The following is a 14269-nucleotide window of genomic DNA, read 5'->3' on the forward strand; positions in this document are numbered from 1 at the left end:
GTGCAGCCGGCATGCAGTGCACGCGAAAGGCGTGCTCGTACTACACCTCACCCAATGCGTCCTTGCCAGCAGGGGTCAGGTCGATGTCGCTGTCTTCGGCCTGCACCGCCAGACCTTCGGCGACGGCCCAGGTGGCATCGTCGGTTGACACAGGATCGGTCGCCTCGATGGCACGCAGAATGGCAAGTTGCTTGTCGGTCAGTGGCATGGTCGGCGTTCCGTAAGGGGGTGAGCCGACTCTACTTCGGGTAGAGCAACGTGACCGTGAACCGGACTCCGCGGTCCGGCCCGCCCCGTGGGCCATCGATGCAGGCCGGCACTGGCACCGGTACCCCGCCCCCACTATCGTAGGCGCCTTTCCTGCCCGGCTCCGCGCACTGATGCACTCCGCCCTTGCCCACCCTGCCGCCTGCGAGAACTGCAGCACCCCGCTGCAGGGCGATTTCTGCCATGAATGCGGCCAGTCCGCCCACAGCCCGGTGCGCAGTTTCGGGCACGCGGTGGAAGAGGTGTTCGAATCATTCTGGCACCTGGACGGGCGCATCTTCCGCACCCTGCACCAGCTGCTGCTGCCCGGCCGCTTGGCGGCCGCCTACCTGGCCGGGCACCGCACCCGCTACATCCCGCCGATTCGCCTGTTCGTGATCCTCAGCGTGCTGACCTTCTTCGTGGCGCGGCTGGCGGTGCATGTGGATGCAGGTGCCCTGGTAAGCCAGACGCCCCGCCCGCCGGAAGTGCCGGGTGCGTTCCGTGATGCCACCACCCACGACGAGGTCCAGCAGGTCCGCCGCGCGCTGCTGGCGCCGTTGCAGCAATCGCGTGAGGCGATGCCCGCGTCCCTTCGCGCGCCGATCGACAGTGCCATTGCCAAGGTGGACAGGCAGGCCGCAAAGCGCGAGCGCGAACTGAAGGAGCATCCACCGGTCGCGTCCGCGCGCAAGCCCGTCGCCGCCAAACCGTTCACCGTGCAGGACATGGCGACACAGAAGTCAGACCCGGTCGAGATCGGTTTCCTGCCCGGGTTCGCCAACCGCTGGCTGACCGGCCAGGCCGAGATCATCCGCAAGAACCTGCCCCGCATCAGCGAACGGCCGCAACTGCTGGTCAACGCGTTCTTCGGCTCGGTGCCTTCGGCGCTGTTCGTGCTGGTGCCGTTGTTTGCCGTGCTGCTGAAGGTGTTCTACCTGGGCAGTGGAAGGCTGTACCTGGAGCACCTGGTGGTGGCGTTGTACAGCCACGCGTTCCTGTGCGTGGCGCTGCTGGGGATCCTGCTGCTGTCGATGCTGGGTGGGCAGCTTGCCGCCGTGCCTGGCGCGGGGGTTGTCATCGGCCTGCTGATCACGGCACTGCTGCTGTGGATGCCGCTGTATCTCTGGCTGATGCAACGGCGGGTGTACGCACAATCCCGGCTGGTGACCACGCTCAAGTTCGTCGCGCTGGGATGGCTGTACTTCACCGTGGTCACCACCGCGACCGTCATTCTCGCCATTGCCAGCCTTGCCCGGGTCTGATCCGGGCTAAGTAGTTTTACCCAGCCGGCCTGCACCTATTTCGGTGGAGTGCGGATGAGCGCGCCGTCATGCTCTCCGCATCCCTTGCCGCAGGAGGCGAACAATATGGCCATGCCCCGTAACCAGGCTCGCTCACCGTTCCTTGCCGGCCTCCGGCTGGCCGCCCTGTTGATCAGCGTGTTCGCGCTGGTCGCCTGCGGCAAGCGTGAACCGGAAAGCGCCGCCCCAGCGCCCGACCCTGCCTCGGCAGCGCAGCCCGCCGCCCCGGCCGCGGCTGATGCCACCCGCGTCAGCGAGCTGCGCGCGACCGCCAAGGATGCCTACATCTGGGGCTACCCGATCGTGGAAGGCTACAAATCCATGTACCAGCAGGCCGTGGATGCCAAGGGTGCGAACTTCCACGCCGGCTTCAACCAGATCGGCAACGTCGCCCAGGTGGCCACCCCGAAGGACACCTCGATCATCACGCCCAACTCGGACACGCCGTATTCGTTCCTGTGGATGGACCTGCGCGCCGAACCGCTGGTCATCAGCGTGCCGGCGATCGATGCCAAGCGCTACTTCTCCGTGCAGCTGATCGACCTGTATACCTACAACTTCGCCTACATCAACCGCGCCGCGACCGACGGCAAGGCCAGCGTGTTCATGGTCGCCGGGCCGGACTGGAAGGGCGAAACACCCAAGGGCGTGCGCGAGGTGTTCCGCGCCGAAACCCAGCTGGCCTATGGCCTGTTCCGCACCCAGTTGTTTTCGCCGTCGGACCTGGACAACGTCAAGCACCTGCAGGCGCAGTACAAGGTGCAGCCGCTGAGCGCGTTCCTGGGCACGCCGGCGCCGCGGCCGGCCCCGGCGATCACCTTCCCGCCGTATGACCCGGAACAGGCCAATGGCCTGGGCTTCTTCTCCTACCTCAACTTCCTGCTGCAGTTCGCGCCCACCGTGGACAGCGAAACCGCGCTTCGCCAACGGTTCGCGGGCATCGGCATTGAGGCAGGCAAGCCCTTCGATGCAGCCGCGCTGCCGCCGGCCGACCGAGAGGCCATCACCGCAGGCATCGCAGATGCAAACCAAGCGCTGGAGCAGTTCGTCGCCAGTGAGATAAACACCGAGAAGGTTTCCAGTGCGGACATGTTCGGCACCCGCGCGGCGCTGAAGGACAACTACCTGTACCGTTTTGCCGGCGCCAAGCTGGGCATCTACGGCAACTCCGCTTCAGAGGCCGACTACCAGAGTTACTTCGTGGATGCGCAGGGCAGGCCCGCCGACGGCAGCCAGCACGACTACGTGCTGCGCTTCGCCAAGGACCAGCTGCCGCCGACCAACGCGTTCTGGTCGGTCACCCTGTACGACGGCAAGAGCAAGCTGCTGGTGCTCAACCCGCTGGACCGCTACCTGATCAACTCGGCCATGCTGCCCACGCTCAAGCGGGATGCCGATGGCGGCCTGACCCTGTACATCCAGCAGGCGTCGCCCGGCAAGGACAAGGAATCCAACTGGCTGCCGGCGCCGGCCGGACCGTTCTACGTGATCCTGCGCAACTACAGCCCTGGCCAGGCCGTGCTGGACCGCAGCTGGCAGAAACCGGCATTGACGCCGGTTGAGCGCAAGGCCGATTAACTCCCGGTCAGTGCAATGGCGGGCATCGTCCGGTTGGCATGCCGCCAGCCGGCCGACTGCTGCAGCTGCTGCACCATGTGGCCAAGGAATGCACGGACCCGGGGTGCGACCTGCTTCCCGGGCGCGTACACGGCACTCAACGGCGAGGTCGCAAGCGCGCAGTTGGGCAGCACTTCTTTCAGGCGCCCGGCGTCGAGGTCATCGGCCACGTCCCAGATCGACTTGCGGGCGATGCCGGCGCCCTGCACGGCCAGGATCTGCGCCGCCTCGCCATCGTCGCAGAGCGTACTGGCGTCCAATGGAAACGCGATGGTGCCGCCGGGCTGCGCGAACACCCATTGCGATACCGGCGGGCTGCCCGAGGCGATCAGATCGTGGCCGTGCAGGTCGTCGATGCTCAGTGGCGTGCCGCGCCGGCGCAGGTATTCCGGGGAGGCGCAGAGGATGCGCCGGTTCGGCGCCAGCTCGCGCGCCACCAGGCGGGAATCGTCCAGCGCGCCATAGCGCAGCGCCAGCTCCACGCCTTCACCGACCAGGTCCACCAGCTCATCGCGCAGCGACAGGTGCACGCGCACCCCGGGATGCGCCTGCTGGAAGCTGCGCACCGCCGGCACCACATGACGGCGTCCGAATCCATTGGGCGCGGTGAGCTTGAGCACGCCGGCCACCACGTCCTGGCGCTGCTCCAGCGCCGCCTCGGCCGCTTCCACCGCATCCAGCACGCGGCGGCAGTGCAGGTGGAACAGGCTGCCCTCGTCGGTGAGCGAGGCGCGTCGCGTGCTGCGGTTCAACAGCCGCACCTGCACGCGCCGCTCCAGCGCGGTGAGCCGCTTGCTGACCACGGCGAGCGAGATGCCCAGGTCGCGCGCGGCGGCGGACAGGCTGCCGCCATGCACGATGCGGTCGAAGGTGCGCAGCTCGTTGAGGTCGTCGATCACGCCGATGTTTCCAGTTTGGCAAGAGTTCCTTTCCCATATTGCCATTACGGAAACAGTCGCACATCCACACAATGGTCGCATTCATGCCTGCCGTGGAAAGGCCGGCCGCATTCGGCGAGCACGCTGCCGCGACAGGACCCGCGCCATGCTCAGCCCCAGCCACCCGCCAGGTAGCCACACAATGAAAGATGATGCCGACCAGAACCGGCCGACGCTGACCCGTCGCCGCTTCTTCCAGGGCCTTACCCTGCTCCCCGTCGCCGCCGCCCTGCCCGGCTGCGCCCCCGGCACCCCCACCGGGAACGGCACCGGGAGCGGCACCCCGGCTACCCCGGCCGCCAAGGACTACACCCCCGAATTCTTCAACGCGGCCGAGTGGGCGTTCATCACCGCCGCCTGCGACCGCTTGATCCCCTCCGATGAAACCGGCCCCGGCGCGGTGGAATCTGGCGTGCCCGAGTTCCTCGACCGCCACATGCAGACCCCCTACGCGGCCGGCGCCATCTGGTACATGCAGGGTCCCTTCCTGGAGGCACCCAGCGAGTTCGGCTACCAGGGCAAGCTGGCCCTGCGTGACATCCTGAAGGTCGGCATCGATGCCTTCGATGCGCACTGCCGCAACCAGTTCGATGGCAAGACCTTCGCCCAGCTGAGCCACGAACAGCAGGAAACCCTGCTCAAGGCGGCCGAGGGCGGCAAGCTGGAGCTGGAGGCGATCTCCAGCAAGCTGTTCTTCTCCAACCTGCTGGGCGAAGTGAAAAACGGCTACTTCGCTGATCCCAAGTACGGCGCCAACAAGGATATGGCCGCCTGGAAGATGATCGGTTACCCAGGCATGCGCGCGGACTACATAGACTGGATCAGCGTCCGCGACAAGGCCTACCCCCTGCCGCCGGTGGATCTGGCCGGGCGGAGGGGCTGAGGCATGGCAATCACGAAACCGAAAGTGGATGCGGTCATCGTCGGCATGGGCTGGACCGGGGCGATCCTGGCCAAGGAACTTACCGATGCCGGCCTGCACGTGGTGGCGCTGGAACGTGGCGGCGACCGCGATACCCAGCCTGATTTCGCCTACCCGAAGGTGGTGGACGAGCTCGAAGGCTCGGTGCACCGCAAGTACCTGCAGAGCCTGAACCAGGAAACGGTGACGGTGCGGCACACATTGGCCGATACCGCCGTGCCCTACCGGCAGATGGGCTCGTTCAAGCCGGGCACCGGCGTGGGCGGCGCGGGCAGCCACTGGTCCGGCGCGCACTTCCGGCCGCTGCCGGAAGACCTGATCCTGCGCACCAACGTGGAAGAGCGCTACGGCAAGAACTTCATCCCGGCGGACATGACCATCCAGGATTTCCCGGTCACCTACGCCGAACTGGAGCCGCATCTGAACATGTTCGAGCTGGTATGCGGTACCTCCGGCAAGGCCGGCGTGATCAACGGCGTAGTGCAGCAAGGCGGCAATCCGTTCGAAGGCTCACGCTCGGGCGAGTATCCGCTGGGCCCCAACCCGAACTACCTGGGCGGCGAGCAGTTCTATAAGGCGGCCAAGGAAATGGGCTGGCACCCCTACCCGATTCCGGCCTCGAACGCGTCCGGCCCGTATGTGAACCCGTACGGCTGCCAGCTGGGCCCGTGCAATGCGTGTGGTTTCTGCAGCGACTACGGCTGCCTCAACTACTCCAAGGCCAGCCCGAACGCCTGCATCCTGCCGGTGCTGCGCCAGCGCCCGAAGTTCGAGCTGCGCACGCATTCGCAGGTGCTGCGGGTGAACCTGGACAGCACCAAGGCCAAGGCTACCGGCGTGACCTACCTGGATGCGCAGGGCCGTGAAGTGGACCAGCCGGCCGACATGGTGCTGCTGTGCGCCTTCCAGCTCTACAACGTGCACCTGATGCTGGTCTCCGGCATCGGTGAAGCCTACGACCCGCAGACCAACACCGGCACCGTGGGGCGCAACTACTCCTACCAGAACCTCAACCGGGTGGTGCTGTTCTTCGACAAGGACGTGCAGGCCAACGGCTTCATCGGCATCGGGGGCGCGGGCACCACCATGGACGACCTCAACGGCAACCAGCTGGACAACGCCAAGGCCGGCTTCGTCGGCGGCGGCCTGGTCTGGGCGCGGCAGCCCGGCGCCGGCCCGGTGCGTGGCATCAACGTGCCGTCAGGCACGCCGAACTGGGGCGCGGCATGGAAGAAGGCGGCGGCCGACAACTTCCGCCACAACTTCTATTACGAGGTGCAGGGCGCGTGCATGTCCTACCGGCAGCACTACCTGAGCTTGGACCCGAACTACAAGGACTCCTTCGGCCGCCCGCTGCTGCGCATGACCTTCGATTGGCACCCCAACGAGATCAAGGCATCGCAGTTCTTCGTGGACCAGGCCATGCAGATGAGCCGCACGCTCAATCCGCTGTCGATGAGTGGTGACGCCAAGAAGAACGGCGAGCACTACAACATCACCAAGTACCAGAGCACGCACACCTGCGGCGGCGCGATCATGGGCGCAGACCCCAAGACCTCGGCGTTGAATCGCTACCTGCAGAGCTGGGACGTGCCGAATGTGTTCGTGATCGGCGCCAACGCCTTCCCGCAGAACAACGGCTACAACCCCACCGGACTGGTGGGCGGGCTGGCGTACTGGGCGGCCAAGGCCATCCGCGAGAAGTACCTGCCCGATCCGGGCCCCCTGGTCCAGGCTTGAGGAGGCGCGCATGAAAAAGCTTCTTCTCTGGATCGTGGTGATCGGCCTGGTCGTGCTGCTGGCCGCGCTGGCCTATGCCTTCATTCCCACCAAAACCCGGGTACTTGCTGATGGGCCGACCGCCGATGCGGCGCTGATCGAGCGCGGGCGCTACCTGGCCGCGGCCGGTGACTGCACCGCCTGCCACACCAAACCGGGCGGCAAGCCGTTCGCCGGCGGGCTGCCGGTGGCCTCGCCGCTGGGCAACATCTACAGCACCAACATCACCCCGGACAAGGAAACCGGCATCGGCGCATACTCGCTGGACGACTTCGACCGCGCGGTGCGGCACGGCATCGCCCCCGACGGCCGCACGCTGTACCCGGCTATGCCGTACCCCTCCTACGCGCGCATCACCGATGACGATGTACGGGCGCTGCACGCCTACTTCCTGCACGGCGATATCGCGCCGGTGCATCAGGAAAACCGGGGCGTGGACATCACCTGGCCGCTGTCGATGCGCTGGCCGCTGGCGATCTGGCGCAAGACCTTCGCCCCCGACGCGGAAGCGGTGGCATTTGATCCGAACCACTACAGCGACCCGCAGCTGGCACGCGGTGCCTACCTGGTACAGGGCCTGGGCCACTGCGGCAGCTGCCACACGCCGCGTGGCTTCGCGCTGCAGGAAAAGGCACTGGACGAATCGGGCACGGCGTATCTCTCCGGCGGCCAGGTGATTGACGGCTGGAACGCGGTGAACCTGCGCGGCAACGCGGCCGATGGCCTGGGCCGCTGGTCCGAGCAGGACATCGTGGACACGCTGCGCACCGCCCGCAACGCGCACAGCGCGGTGGTGGGCACGCCGATGGCGGACGTGGTCAGGCACAGCACGCAGAAGCTCACCGACGAGGATCTGAGGGCGATCGCCGTGTACCTCAAGCAGCTGCCGGCCAGTGCGCATGATCCTTCTGCGTACACCGCCAGCGATGCCACCGCGCGCAAGCTGCAGACCGGCATCAACGACAGCCGCGGTGCCGAGCTGTTCGTCGACAACTGCGCCGCCTGCCACCGCACCGATGCCAAGGGCTACACCAACGTGTTCCCGGCCATCGCCGGCAACCCGACCGTGCTGGCCGATGATCCGACCTCGGTGATCCGCCTGCTGCTGGCCGGCAGCGAACTGCCGTCCACCGCCGTGCGTCCGTCAAACCTGGGCATGCCCGGGTTCGCCGAGCGCCTGTCGGACACCGAGATCGCGCAGCTGGCGACCTTCATCCGCCAGGACTTCGGCAACAAGGCCGGCGCGGTGACCGCTGACCAGGCCAAAAAGGTCCGCCAGCACCTGCAGGACGAGGCCAAGGCGGCCAAGGCCGCGCACGACCCGACCGCCGCCCGTGGCGGCGAAGACGCGGAATAACCCGGCGGTTCAGGCCCCGCCTGCACGAAACCCCCGGATCGGGGAGAATAGCGGCCCTCCGAGCGCCCCTGCCCTGGAATGGCAGGGGCCGCTCCCCCGCGGTTGACGGCCTTGCCGGCCGCCCTCCCGCCGCTACCTCCGGATCCAACGTGAACGCCATCGCTTCTTCTCCCGCCGACGCCCTGCCCCAGGACGAGCTGCCCCTGACCGACCGCCTGCGCGCCGCGCTGGACCTGCTGGAGGCGATCGAGGCCGACCGCGCCGTGCTGGATACGCTGCCGGAGGACGACCGCGTGCGTTTCCACCAGGTCGTGGCGAAGGTCTACCACCCCGAACCCAAGGCACGCCGGGCGATGCTCAAGCAGCAGGCCAAGGTTCGCCACCAGGAAAAGGTGCGCAAGGCCGAGGCGTTGCTGGAACAGACCGGCATCCGCACCCTGCGCCGCAAGCCGGTGTTCAGCACGCCGAACTACTTCCCGCCGCACAAAGCCGGCCTGCATGACGCGCACAACGGTGAGAACGCAGACGCCACGCCCGAGCCGGTGCATTCGCCGGAATTGCGCCACTGCTATGTGTGCAAGCAGAAGTTCACCCAGCTGCATCATTTCTACGACCAGATGTGCCCGGCCTGCGCCGAGCTGAACTTCATCAAGCGCACCGAAACCGCCGACCTGCGCGGCCGCGTGGCGCTGCTCACCGGCGGCCGGGTCAAGATCGGCTACCAGGCGGGCCTGAAGCTGCTGCGCGCCGGCGCCGAACTGATCGTGACCACGCGCTTCCCGCGCGATTCGGCGGCACGTTATGCCGAAGAGCCCGACTTCGCCGAATGGGGCCACCGCCTGCAGGTGTACGGCCTGGACCTGCGCCACACCCCCAGCGTGGAAGCGTTCTGCAACGAGCTGCTGGCCACCCGCACGCGGCTGGACTTCATCATCAACAACGCCTGCCAGACCGTGCGCCGCCCGCCGCAGTTCTACGCGCACATGATGGCCGGCGAAACCGCCGCCCTGCACGACCTGCCGGAAACGATCCGCAAGCTGGTGGGCCAGTACGAAGGGCTGCGCAGCCCAGAGATGCTGGGCCTGGGTTCGGATGCCAACGTGCCATCGCTGCAGGAGCAGGCACTGGTAGGGGCCGATGGCCTGACCCGCGCCGCCGAACTCTCGCAGGTGCCGTTGCTGGCCGACGAACTGCTGGGCCAGCAGCACCTGTTCCCCGAAGGCCGGCTGGACCAGGACCTGCAGCAGGTGGACCTGCGCGGGCGCAATTCGTGGCGCCTGCTGATGGCCGAAGTGCCGTCGGTGGAGCTGCTGGAAACCCAGCTGGTCAACGCCATCGCACCCTTCATCATCAACGCGCGCCTGAAGCCGCTGATGCTGCGTTCGCCCGAGCGCGACAAGCACATCGTCAACGTGTCGGCGATGGAGGGGCAGTTCTACCGCAACTTCAAGACCACCCGCCACCCGCATACCAACATGGCCAAGGCCGCGTTGAACATGATGACGCGCACCTCGGCGGCGGATTACCAGAACGACGGCATCCACATGAATTCCGTGGATACCGGCTGGGTCACCGACGAGGATCCGGCAGAGATCGCCGCGCGCAAGGTGGAGGAAGAACGCTTCCATCCGCCGCTGGACATCGTTGATGGCGCCGCGCGCATCGTCGACCCGATCATCCACGGCTTCAACACGGGTGAGCACGTGTGGGGCCAGTTCCTGAAGGATTACGCGCCCACCGATTGGTGAGGCGCGCAAAGGCGCCGGCAGGATGCTGGCGGCTTCATGTCGCAATGTATCTGATGCGAATGCTTCGTGATACGATTGTTAAAGTTGTTTGAACAACGCACACGGACGTCCCAGCCATCGCCAGCGGACCCTCTTACTCAGGAGTTTGCTCGATGCACGTTTCCTCTCCCCTTTCCGCCCACGCCGCCGCCGTTCTGGCCGCCGCGATCACGATCGTCCTCTCCGCCCAGGCCCATGCGGCCGGTGATGCCGCGGGCGATGCCAAGAACATGGACACCGTGGTGGTCACCGCCACCGGTGCCCAGCAGTGGATCAAGGACGCCCCGGCCAGCATCAGCGTGATCACCCGCCAGGAAATCGAGCGCAAGCCGGTGACCAGCATCGGCCAACTGCTCAGCACGGTGCCGGGCGTGACCGGTGGCTACGCGCTGTCTGGTGCGCAGTCGAAGATCCGCCTGCGTGGCCTGCCCGAGCAGTACACGCTGATCCTCATCGACGGCCGCCGCCAGGGCAATTCCTCCGGCGTGAACTATCGCGATGACCTGGGCCCGCAGGATCTGAACTGGCTGTCGCCGGACATGATCGAACGCATCGAAGTGGTGCGTGGCCCGATGTCGTCGCTGTACGGCTCCGACGCCATGGGCGGGGTGATCAACATCATCACCCGCAAGATCGCCCCGGAATGGGGTGGCTCGGTCACCTTCAACTACAGCAAGCCCGATTCGTCCACGCGCGGCAACACCACCCAGATGGGCGCGCTGTTCAGTGGCCCGCTCACGGAAAACCTGGGCCTGCGCATCGGCGCCAACGTGACCGATCGCGAATCCGATCGTGGCCGTGGCCAGACGCCGGGCACCAAGGCCGAGAACGCCAACGCGCTGCTCAACTGGACGATCAACGGCGACCACACCATGGGCTTCGAAGCCGTCCATGGCGTGCAGCGCAACAGTGGGGGTGGCGATGTCGGCGCATGGGGCCTGTCCAAGCTGGTGCATACCGGCTACGTCGTGACCCATGACGGCCGCTATGGCGATGCCAGCACCTCGAAATCCACCCTGACCCAGAACGATTACGAGGACAAGGGCAGCCCGGTGGGCAACCACGCCAAGGAAACCGTGTTCGATACCGCGTTCGCCACCGGTTTCCACCTGGGCTTCGAGCACCGCTTGAACGTGGGTGGCCAGTGGAAGCGCGAAGAACTGCAGAACACCGACACCATCGGCACCGTGCCCGTGACCTGGAGCGGCAGCGGCCGGATCAGCCCGACCAACGAGGCCGATTCGTGGGCGCTGTTCGCCGAAGACCACATCACCCTGCATGAGCGCTTCACGCTCACCCTGGGCCTGCGCTGGGACAACACCGAAAACTACGACGACAACCTGAGCCCGCGCATCTACGGCGTGTGGCACCCGTCCGATGACTGGACCGTGCGCGGTGGCGTATCCCAGGGCTTCCGTGCGCCGAACCTGAAGCAGGGCAGCGCCGGTGCCGCCACCCAGTCCGGCGGCAACGGCTGCCGCAGCCTCACCGTCGAAGGCTGGACCAACCGCTCGGTCAGCGCCGATGGCACCACCGGCTGCTACATGGCCGGCAACCCGAATCTGGAACCGGAAACCAGCACCAACTACGAGCTGGGCGTCGGCTTCGACCGCGGCGGCTGGTCGGCCTCGGCCACCTACTTCCTCACCGATTTCGACGACAAGATCGAACAGGTGCCGCTGCGTGAGATTGCCGGCTACGACTCCAGCTTCGTCAACGGTTTCTGGTGGACGGTGGCGCAGAACATCCAGAAGGCGCGCACCCGCGGCGTGGAAGCCAGCGTCACCGTGCCCCTGCACGAGCGCCTGAGCTGGACCACCAACGCCACCCGCATGCTGGAATCCAAGAACCGCACCACCGGCGCGAACCTGCTGGTGGTGCCGAAGATCACCGCAAACACCTCGCTGGACTGGCAGGTGACCGAAGCGTGGTCGTTGAACCTGAGCGCGCAGCACATCGGCGAACAGCTGGTCTCCAGCACCAGCTCCACGTTTGCCAAGGCGTACACCACATGGGACCTGGTGACCGGGTTCAACGTCAACGAGAACCTGACCCTCCGCGCAGGCGTGCTGAACGCCGGCGACGTCTCCACCATCGACGAAGGCAACAACTACGACGGCGGTGCGCGCACCTTCTTCGTCGGTGCCACGGCGCGGTTCTGATCCATCAGAGCTTCATGTTGAAGGCGATATGGAGCGAACGCCCCGCAGCCGGTGAGAACATCGGCTGCGGTTGCTCCCAGAAGAAGCTGTCGTACCACGCATAGTCGTACTTCCGGTCGGTGGCGTTCTTCATCTGCACATCCACGCTCCAACGAGGGTTGATGTCATAGCGGGCACTCAGGTCGAGCACGGCGAAACCGCCGTACTTGCCGGCCACGTTGCGCTCTTCCAGGTAGTAGTCACCCTGTGCCCTGCCCTGCAGGCCGAGCTGCAGTGCTTCAGTGACCTGGTAATCCAGGCCGATGTTGCTGATGTAACGTGGGGTGGCGGCGACTTCGCGGCCCTCCAGCGACACGCTGGCATCGCGACCATCGCGCTCGATCTTCGCCTCCTGGTACGCGTGGGACGCCCATACCGTCCACTTCTCGCCCACCTGCGCGCTGATCTGCGCATCCACGCCACGGCGGCGGGTCTTGCCCAGGGTCACGGTGGTGCCGGTGGCGGGCATGTTGGAGACCTCGTTGGCCGCATCCTGCTGCCATACCGCGATGCGCGCCTGGCTGCCGGCGAACGGGCTGAACTTCATGCCCAGCTCCATGCCGGTGTTGGTGGACGGGCTCATGGCGCCCTGCCCCGCCGTGAGGTAAGCCGGCGCGGTGGAGCCGGTCAGCACCTGGAAGGTCCGGCCCCAGTTGGCGTAGACGTTGGTGCTGTCAGTGAAGGCATAGACCACGCTCAGCTTGGGCTGCTCGATGGTGCCGTAGCGCTGCAGCGGGCCGGTGATGCCGCCCGGCAGGCGGGTGTCACCATCAAAACGGTCCACCCGGTAGGCCGGCACGATCTTCAGCGCCTCGATGGGCTGGTAGATCGCCTGCACATACGCGCCGTAGTTGTCGAAGGTGTGGCGGTCGTCGTTCTGCACGCGTGCGGGGGTGGCGCTGAAGTCGGTGGGCTCGGCATAGCTGAAACGCTCGCGGATGTAGCCGTTGTCCTGGTGCTCGACATTTACCCCGCCTTCCAGCGTAAGCGTGGCGCCGGGCTGCCAGGTCAGCGTGGTGAGCATGCCCGTCTGCTTTTCGTCCCACACGCGGCGCTGGCGCGGCGCATTGCCGGTGCGCAGGTCGCTGAAGGTCACCCGGCGGTCGTCTTCGTAGCGGTTGTAGTACATCTTGCTGCCCAGGAACAGGGTGTCGGCCAGCTTGAGTTCCATGTGCACGCCGATCTGGCGCATGTCGCGGTCGTCGCCATCATTGGCGTTGCGCAGCTGTGAGCCGCGGCGGTCTGTCCGCAGTTCTTCAGCCGTCATGAAGCCCGGTTCATCGGCTTCGTGGTGGTATGCGCGTGCGGTGAGGCCAATGCGCATGCCGTCGTCCAGGTTTCCGTAGAACCATTTGCCACCGATGGCGTACTTGCGTGAGCTGTCATGGTCACGGTACCCGTCCGAGGCCTGGGTGCCGACGAAGTAGTTCTGCGCAAACCCGTTGCTCTCACGGCCGATGGCCAACTGCGCATCGCGGGTGTTGTAGCTGCCGTAGCCGAACCGGCCATCTGTGTAGTTGCCGCCCTGGCGCGTGCCGAAGTTCACGTTGCCGCCAATGTTGTGCAGGCCATAACGCGGGTCGTTGGTGCCACGCACCACTTCGATGAAACTGATTTCCAGCGGGAACAGCATGTCGATGAAGCGCTGGTTGCCGCTGTTGACGTTGCTGGGCACGCCATCGATCAGCGTCTTGATCGCATTGAGGTAGCCCTCGCCATTGAAGGCGCGGAAGCTGACCTTGCCCGATTCGGCGCCCTGGCGGGTTTCGGTGAGCTGGATGCCGGGCATCTGGCCGAGCAGTTCCCAGCTGTGCGAGACGTTCTTGTCTTCGATCTGGTCGGCGCCAAGCACGTCCACGGAGGTCAGCACCTGGTGGGCGGTGAGCTGGCCTTCGGTGTGCTGGTGCACGTCGACCTTGCCGAGGGTGAGTGCGGAATCGGACAACTGGGCGCGGGATTCGGGGGCAAAAACGACGGCGGCGACGGCCGTCACCAAGGCAAGGCGTTTCATTTAGAGGAAGGCGTCACAGATCTGGAGGGGAGGCCTGATGCCGGCCTGGGCGCGTAATGTGACAGTATAACATTACATCCTCGTAATTCTGCAGCAGCTTCACCAAC

The 14269-nt window shown here is 66.1% G+C and carries 10 protein-coding genes; 7 read left to right on the forward strand and 3 right to left on the reverse strand.

The features are described from left to right. Window positions 1-40 precede the first annotated feature (40 nt). Complete coding sequence (locus tag V9K91_RS08700; protein ID WP_306988551.1) at window positions 41-208, reverse strand: hypothetical protein; 168 nt, start codon at window positions 206-208, stop codon at window positions 41-43. A 172-nt stretch (window positions 209-380) separates the two neighbouring features. On the opposite strand from V9K91_RS08700, the gene V9K91_RS08705 reads away from it, so the two are divergent. Both V9K91_RS08705 and V9K91_RS08710 read left to right on the forward strand, forming a co-directional pair. Further along, the gene (locus V9K91_RS08705) at window positions 381-1511 is read left to right on the forward strand and encodes a DUF3667 domain-containing protein (RefSeq protein WP_336443048.1); all 1131 of its coding nucleotides are present in this window, start codon (window positions 381-383) and stop codon (window positions 1509-1511) included. Between the two features lie 105 nt (window positions 1512-1616). Then, window positions 1617-3128, forward strand: a complete 1512-nt coding sequence (locus V9K91_RS08710; RefSeq protein ID WP_336443049.1) for a DUF1254 domain-containing protein — start codon at window positions 1617-1619, stop codon at window positions 3126-3128. Here V9K91_RS08710 and V9K91_RS08715 read toward each other — a convergent pair. After that, window positions 3125-4066: a LysR family transcriptional regulator gene (locus V9K91_RS08715; protein ID WP_208856097.1), complete on the reverse strand. Its 942-nt coding sequence runs from the start codon at window positions 4064-4066 to the stop codon at window positions 3125-3127. The genes V9K91_RS08710 and V9K91_RS08715 overlap by 4 nt on opposite strands. A gap of 181 nt (window positions 4067-4247) precedes the next feature. On the opposite strand from V9K91_RS08715, the gene V9K91_RS08720 reads away from it, so the two are divergent. The 5 genes from V9K91_RS08720 to V9K91_RS08740 all read left to right on the forward strand — a co-directional run bounded on the left by V9K91_RS08720 (window position 4248) and on the right by V9K91_RS08740 (window position 12112). Further along, window positions 4248-4988, forward strand: coding sequence for a gluconate 2-dehydrogenase subunit 3 family protein (locus tag V9K91_RS08720; protein WP_068852207.1), 741 nt, complete (start codon window positions 4248-4250; stop codon window positions 4986-4988). A gap of 3 nt (window positions 4989-4991) precedes the next feature. Beyond that, entirely contained in the window at window positions 4992-6767 is a 1776-nt protein-coding gene (locus V9K91_RS08725; protein WP_068852209.1) for a GMC family oxidoreductase, read from the forward strand. A 10-nt stretch (window positions 6768-6777) separates the two neighbouring features. Beyond that, entirely contained in the window at window positions 6778-8163 is a 1386-nt protein-coding gene (locus tag V9K91_RS08730; RefSeq protein WP_336443050.1) for a c-type cytochrome, read from the forward strand. A gap of 182 nt (window positions 8164-8345) precedes the next feature. Next, complete coding sequence (locus tag V9K91_RS08735) at window positions 8346-9911, forward strand: SDR family oxidoreductase (RefSeq protein ID WP_336443196.1); 1566 nt, start codon at window positions 8346-8348, stop codon at window positions 9909-9911. 152 nt (window positions 9912-10063) lie between these two features. Then, on the forward strand, window positions 10064-12112 hold the full coding sequence (locus tag V9K91_RS08740) for a TonB-dependent receptor (RefSeq protein WP_336443051.1): 2049 nt from the start codon (window positions 10064-10066) through the stop codon (window positions 12110-12112). Window positions 12113-12116: 4 nt separating this feature from the next. Here the strand turns inward: V9K91_RS08740 and V9K91_RS08745 are convergent, their stop codons facing one another. Then, the gene (locus V9K91_RS08745) at window positions 12117-14162 is read right to left on the reverse strand and encodes a TonB-dependent receptor (RefSeq protein WP_336443052.1); all 2046 of its coding nucleotides are present in this window, start codon (window positions 14160-14162) and stop codon (window positions 12117-12119) included. Window positions 14163-14269 lie beyond the last annotated feature (107 nt).

This window comes from Stenotrophomonas sp. CCNWLW57, assembly GCF_037203925.1.
GTDB classification, from domain to species: domain Bacteria; phylum Pseudomonadota; class Gammaproteobacteria; order Xanthomonadales; family Xanthomonadaceae; genus Stenotrophomonas; species Stenotrophomonas rhizophila_A.

What these genes read in the sequence shown, in the direction of transcription:
- V9K91_RS08720 (WP_068852207.1), top strand. Translation starts at nt 4,248, where the DNA reads ATGAAAGATGATGCCGACCAGAACCGGCCGACGCTGACCCGTCGCCGC.
- V9K91_RS08700 (WP_306988551.1), bottom strand. Translation starts at nt 208, where the DNA reads ATGCCACTGACCGACAAGCAACTTGCCATTCTGCGTGCCATCGAGGCG.
- V9K91_RS08705 (WP_336443048.1), top strand. Translation starts at nt 381, where the DNA reads ATGCACTCCGCCCTTGCCCACCCTGCCGCCTGCGAGAACTGCAGCACC.
- V9K91_RS08725 (WP_068852209.1), top strand. Translation starts at nt 4,992, where the DNA reads ATGGCAATCACGAAACCGAAAGTGGATGCGGTCATCGTCGGCATGGGC.
- V9K91_RS08730 (WP_336443050.1), top strand. Translation starts at nt 6,778, where the DNA reads ATGAAAAAGCTTCTTCTCTGGATCGTGGTGATCGGCCTGGTCGTGCTG.
- V9K91_RS08710 (WP_336443049.1), top strand. Translation starts at nt 1,617, where the DNA reads ATGGCCATGCCCCGTAACCAGGCTCGCTCACCGTTCCTTGCCGGCCTC.
- V9K91_RS08745 (WP_336443052.1), bottom strand. Translation starts at nt 14,162, where the DNA reads ATGAAACGCCTTGCCTTGGTGACGGCCGTCGCCGCCGTCGTTTTTGCC.
- V9K91_RS08740 (WP_336443051.1), top strand. Translation starts at nt 10,064, where the DNA reads ATGCACGTTTCCTCTCCCCTTTCCGCCCACGCCGCCGCCGTTCTGGCC.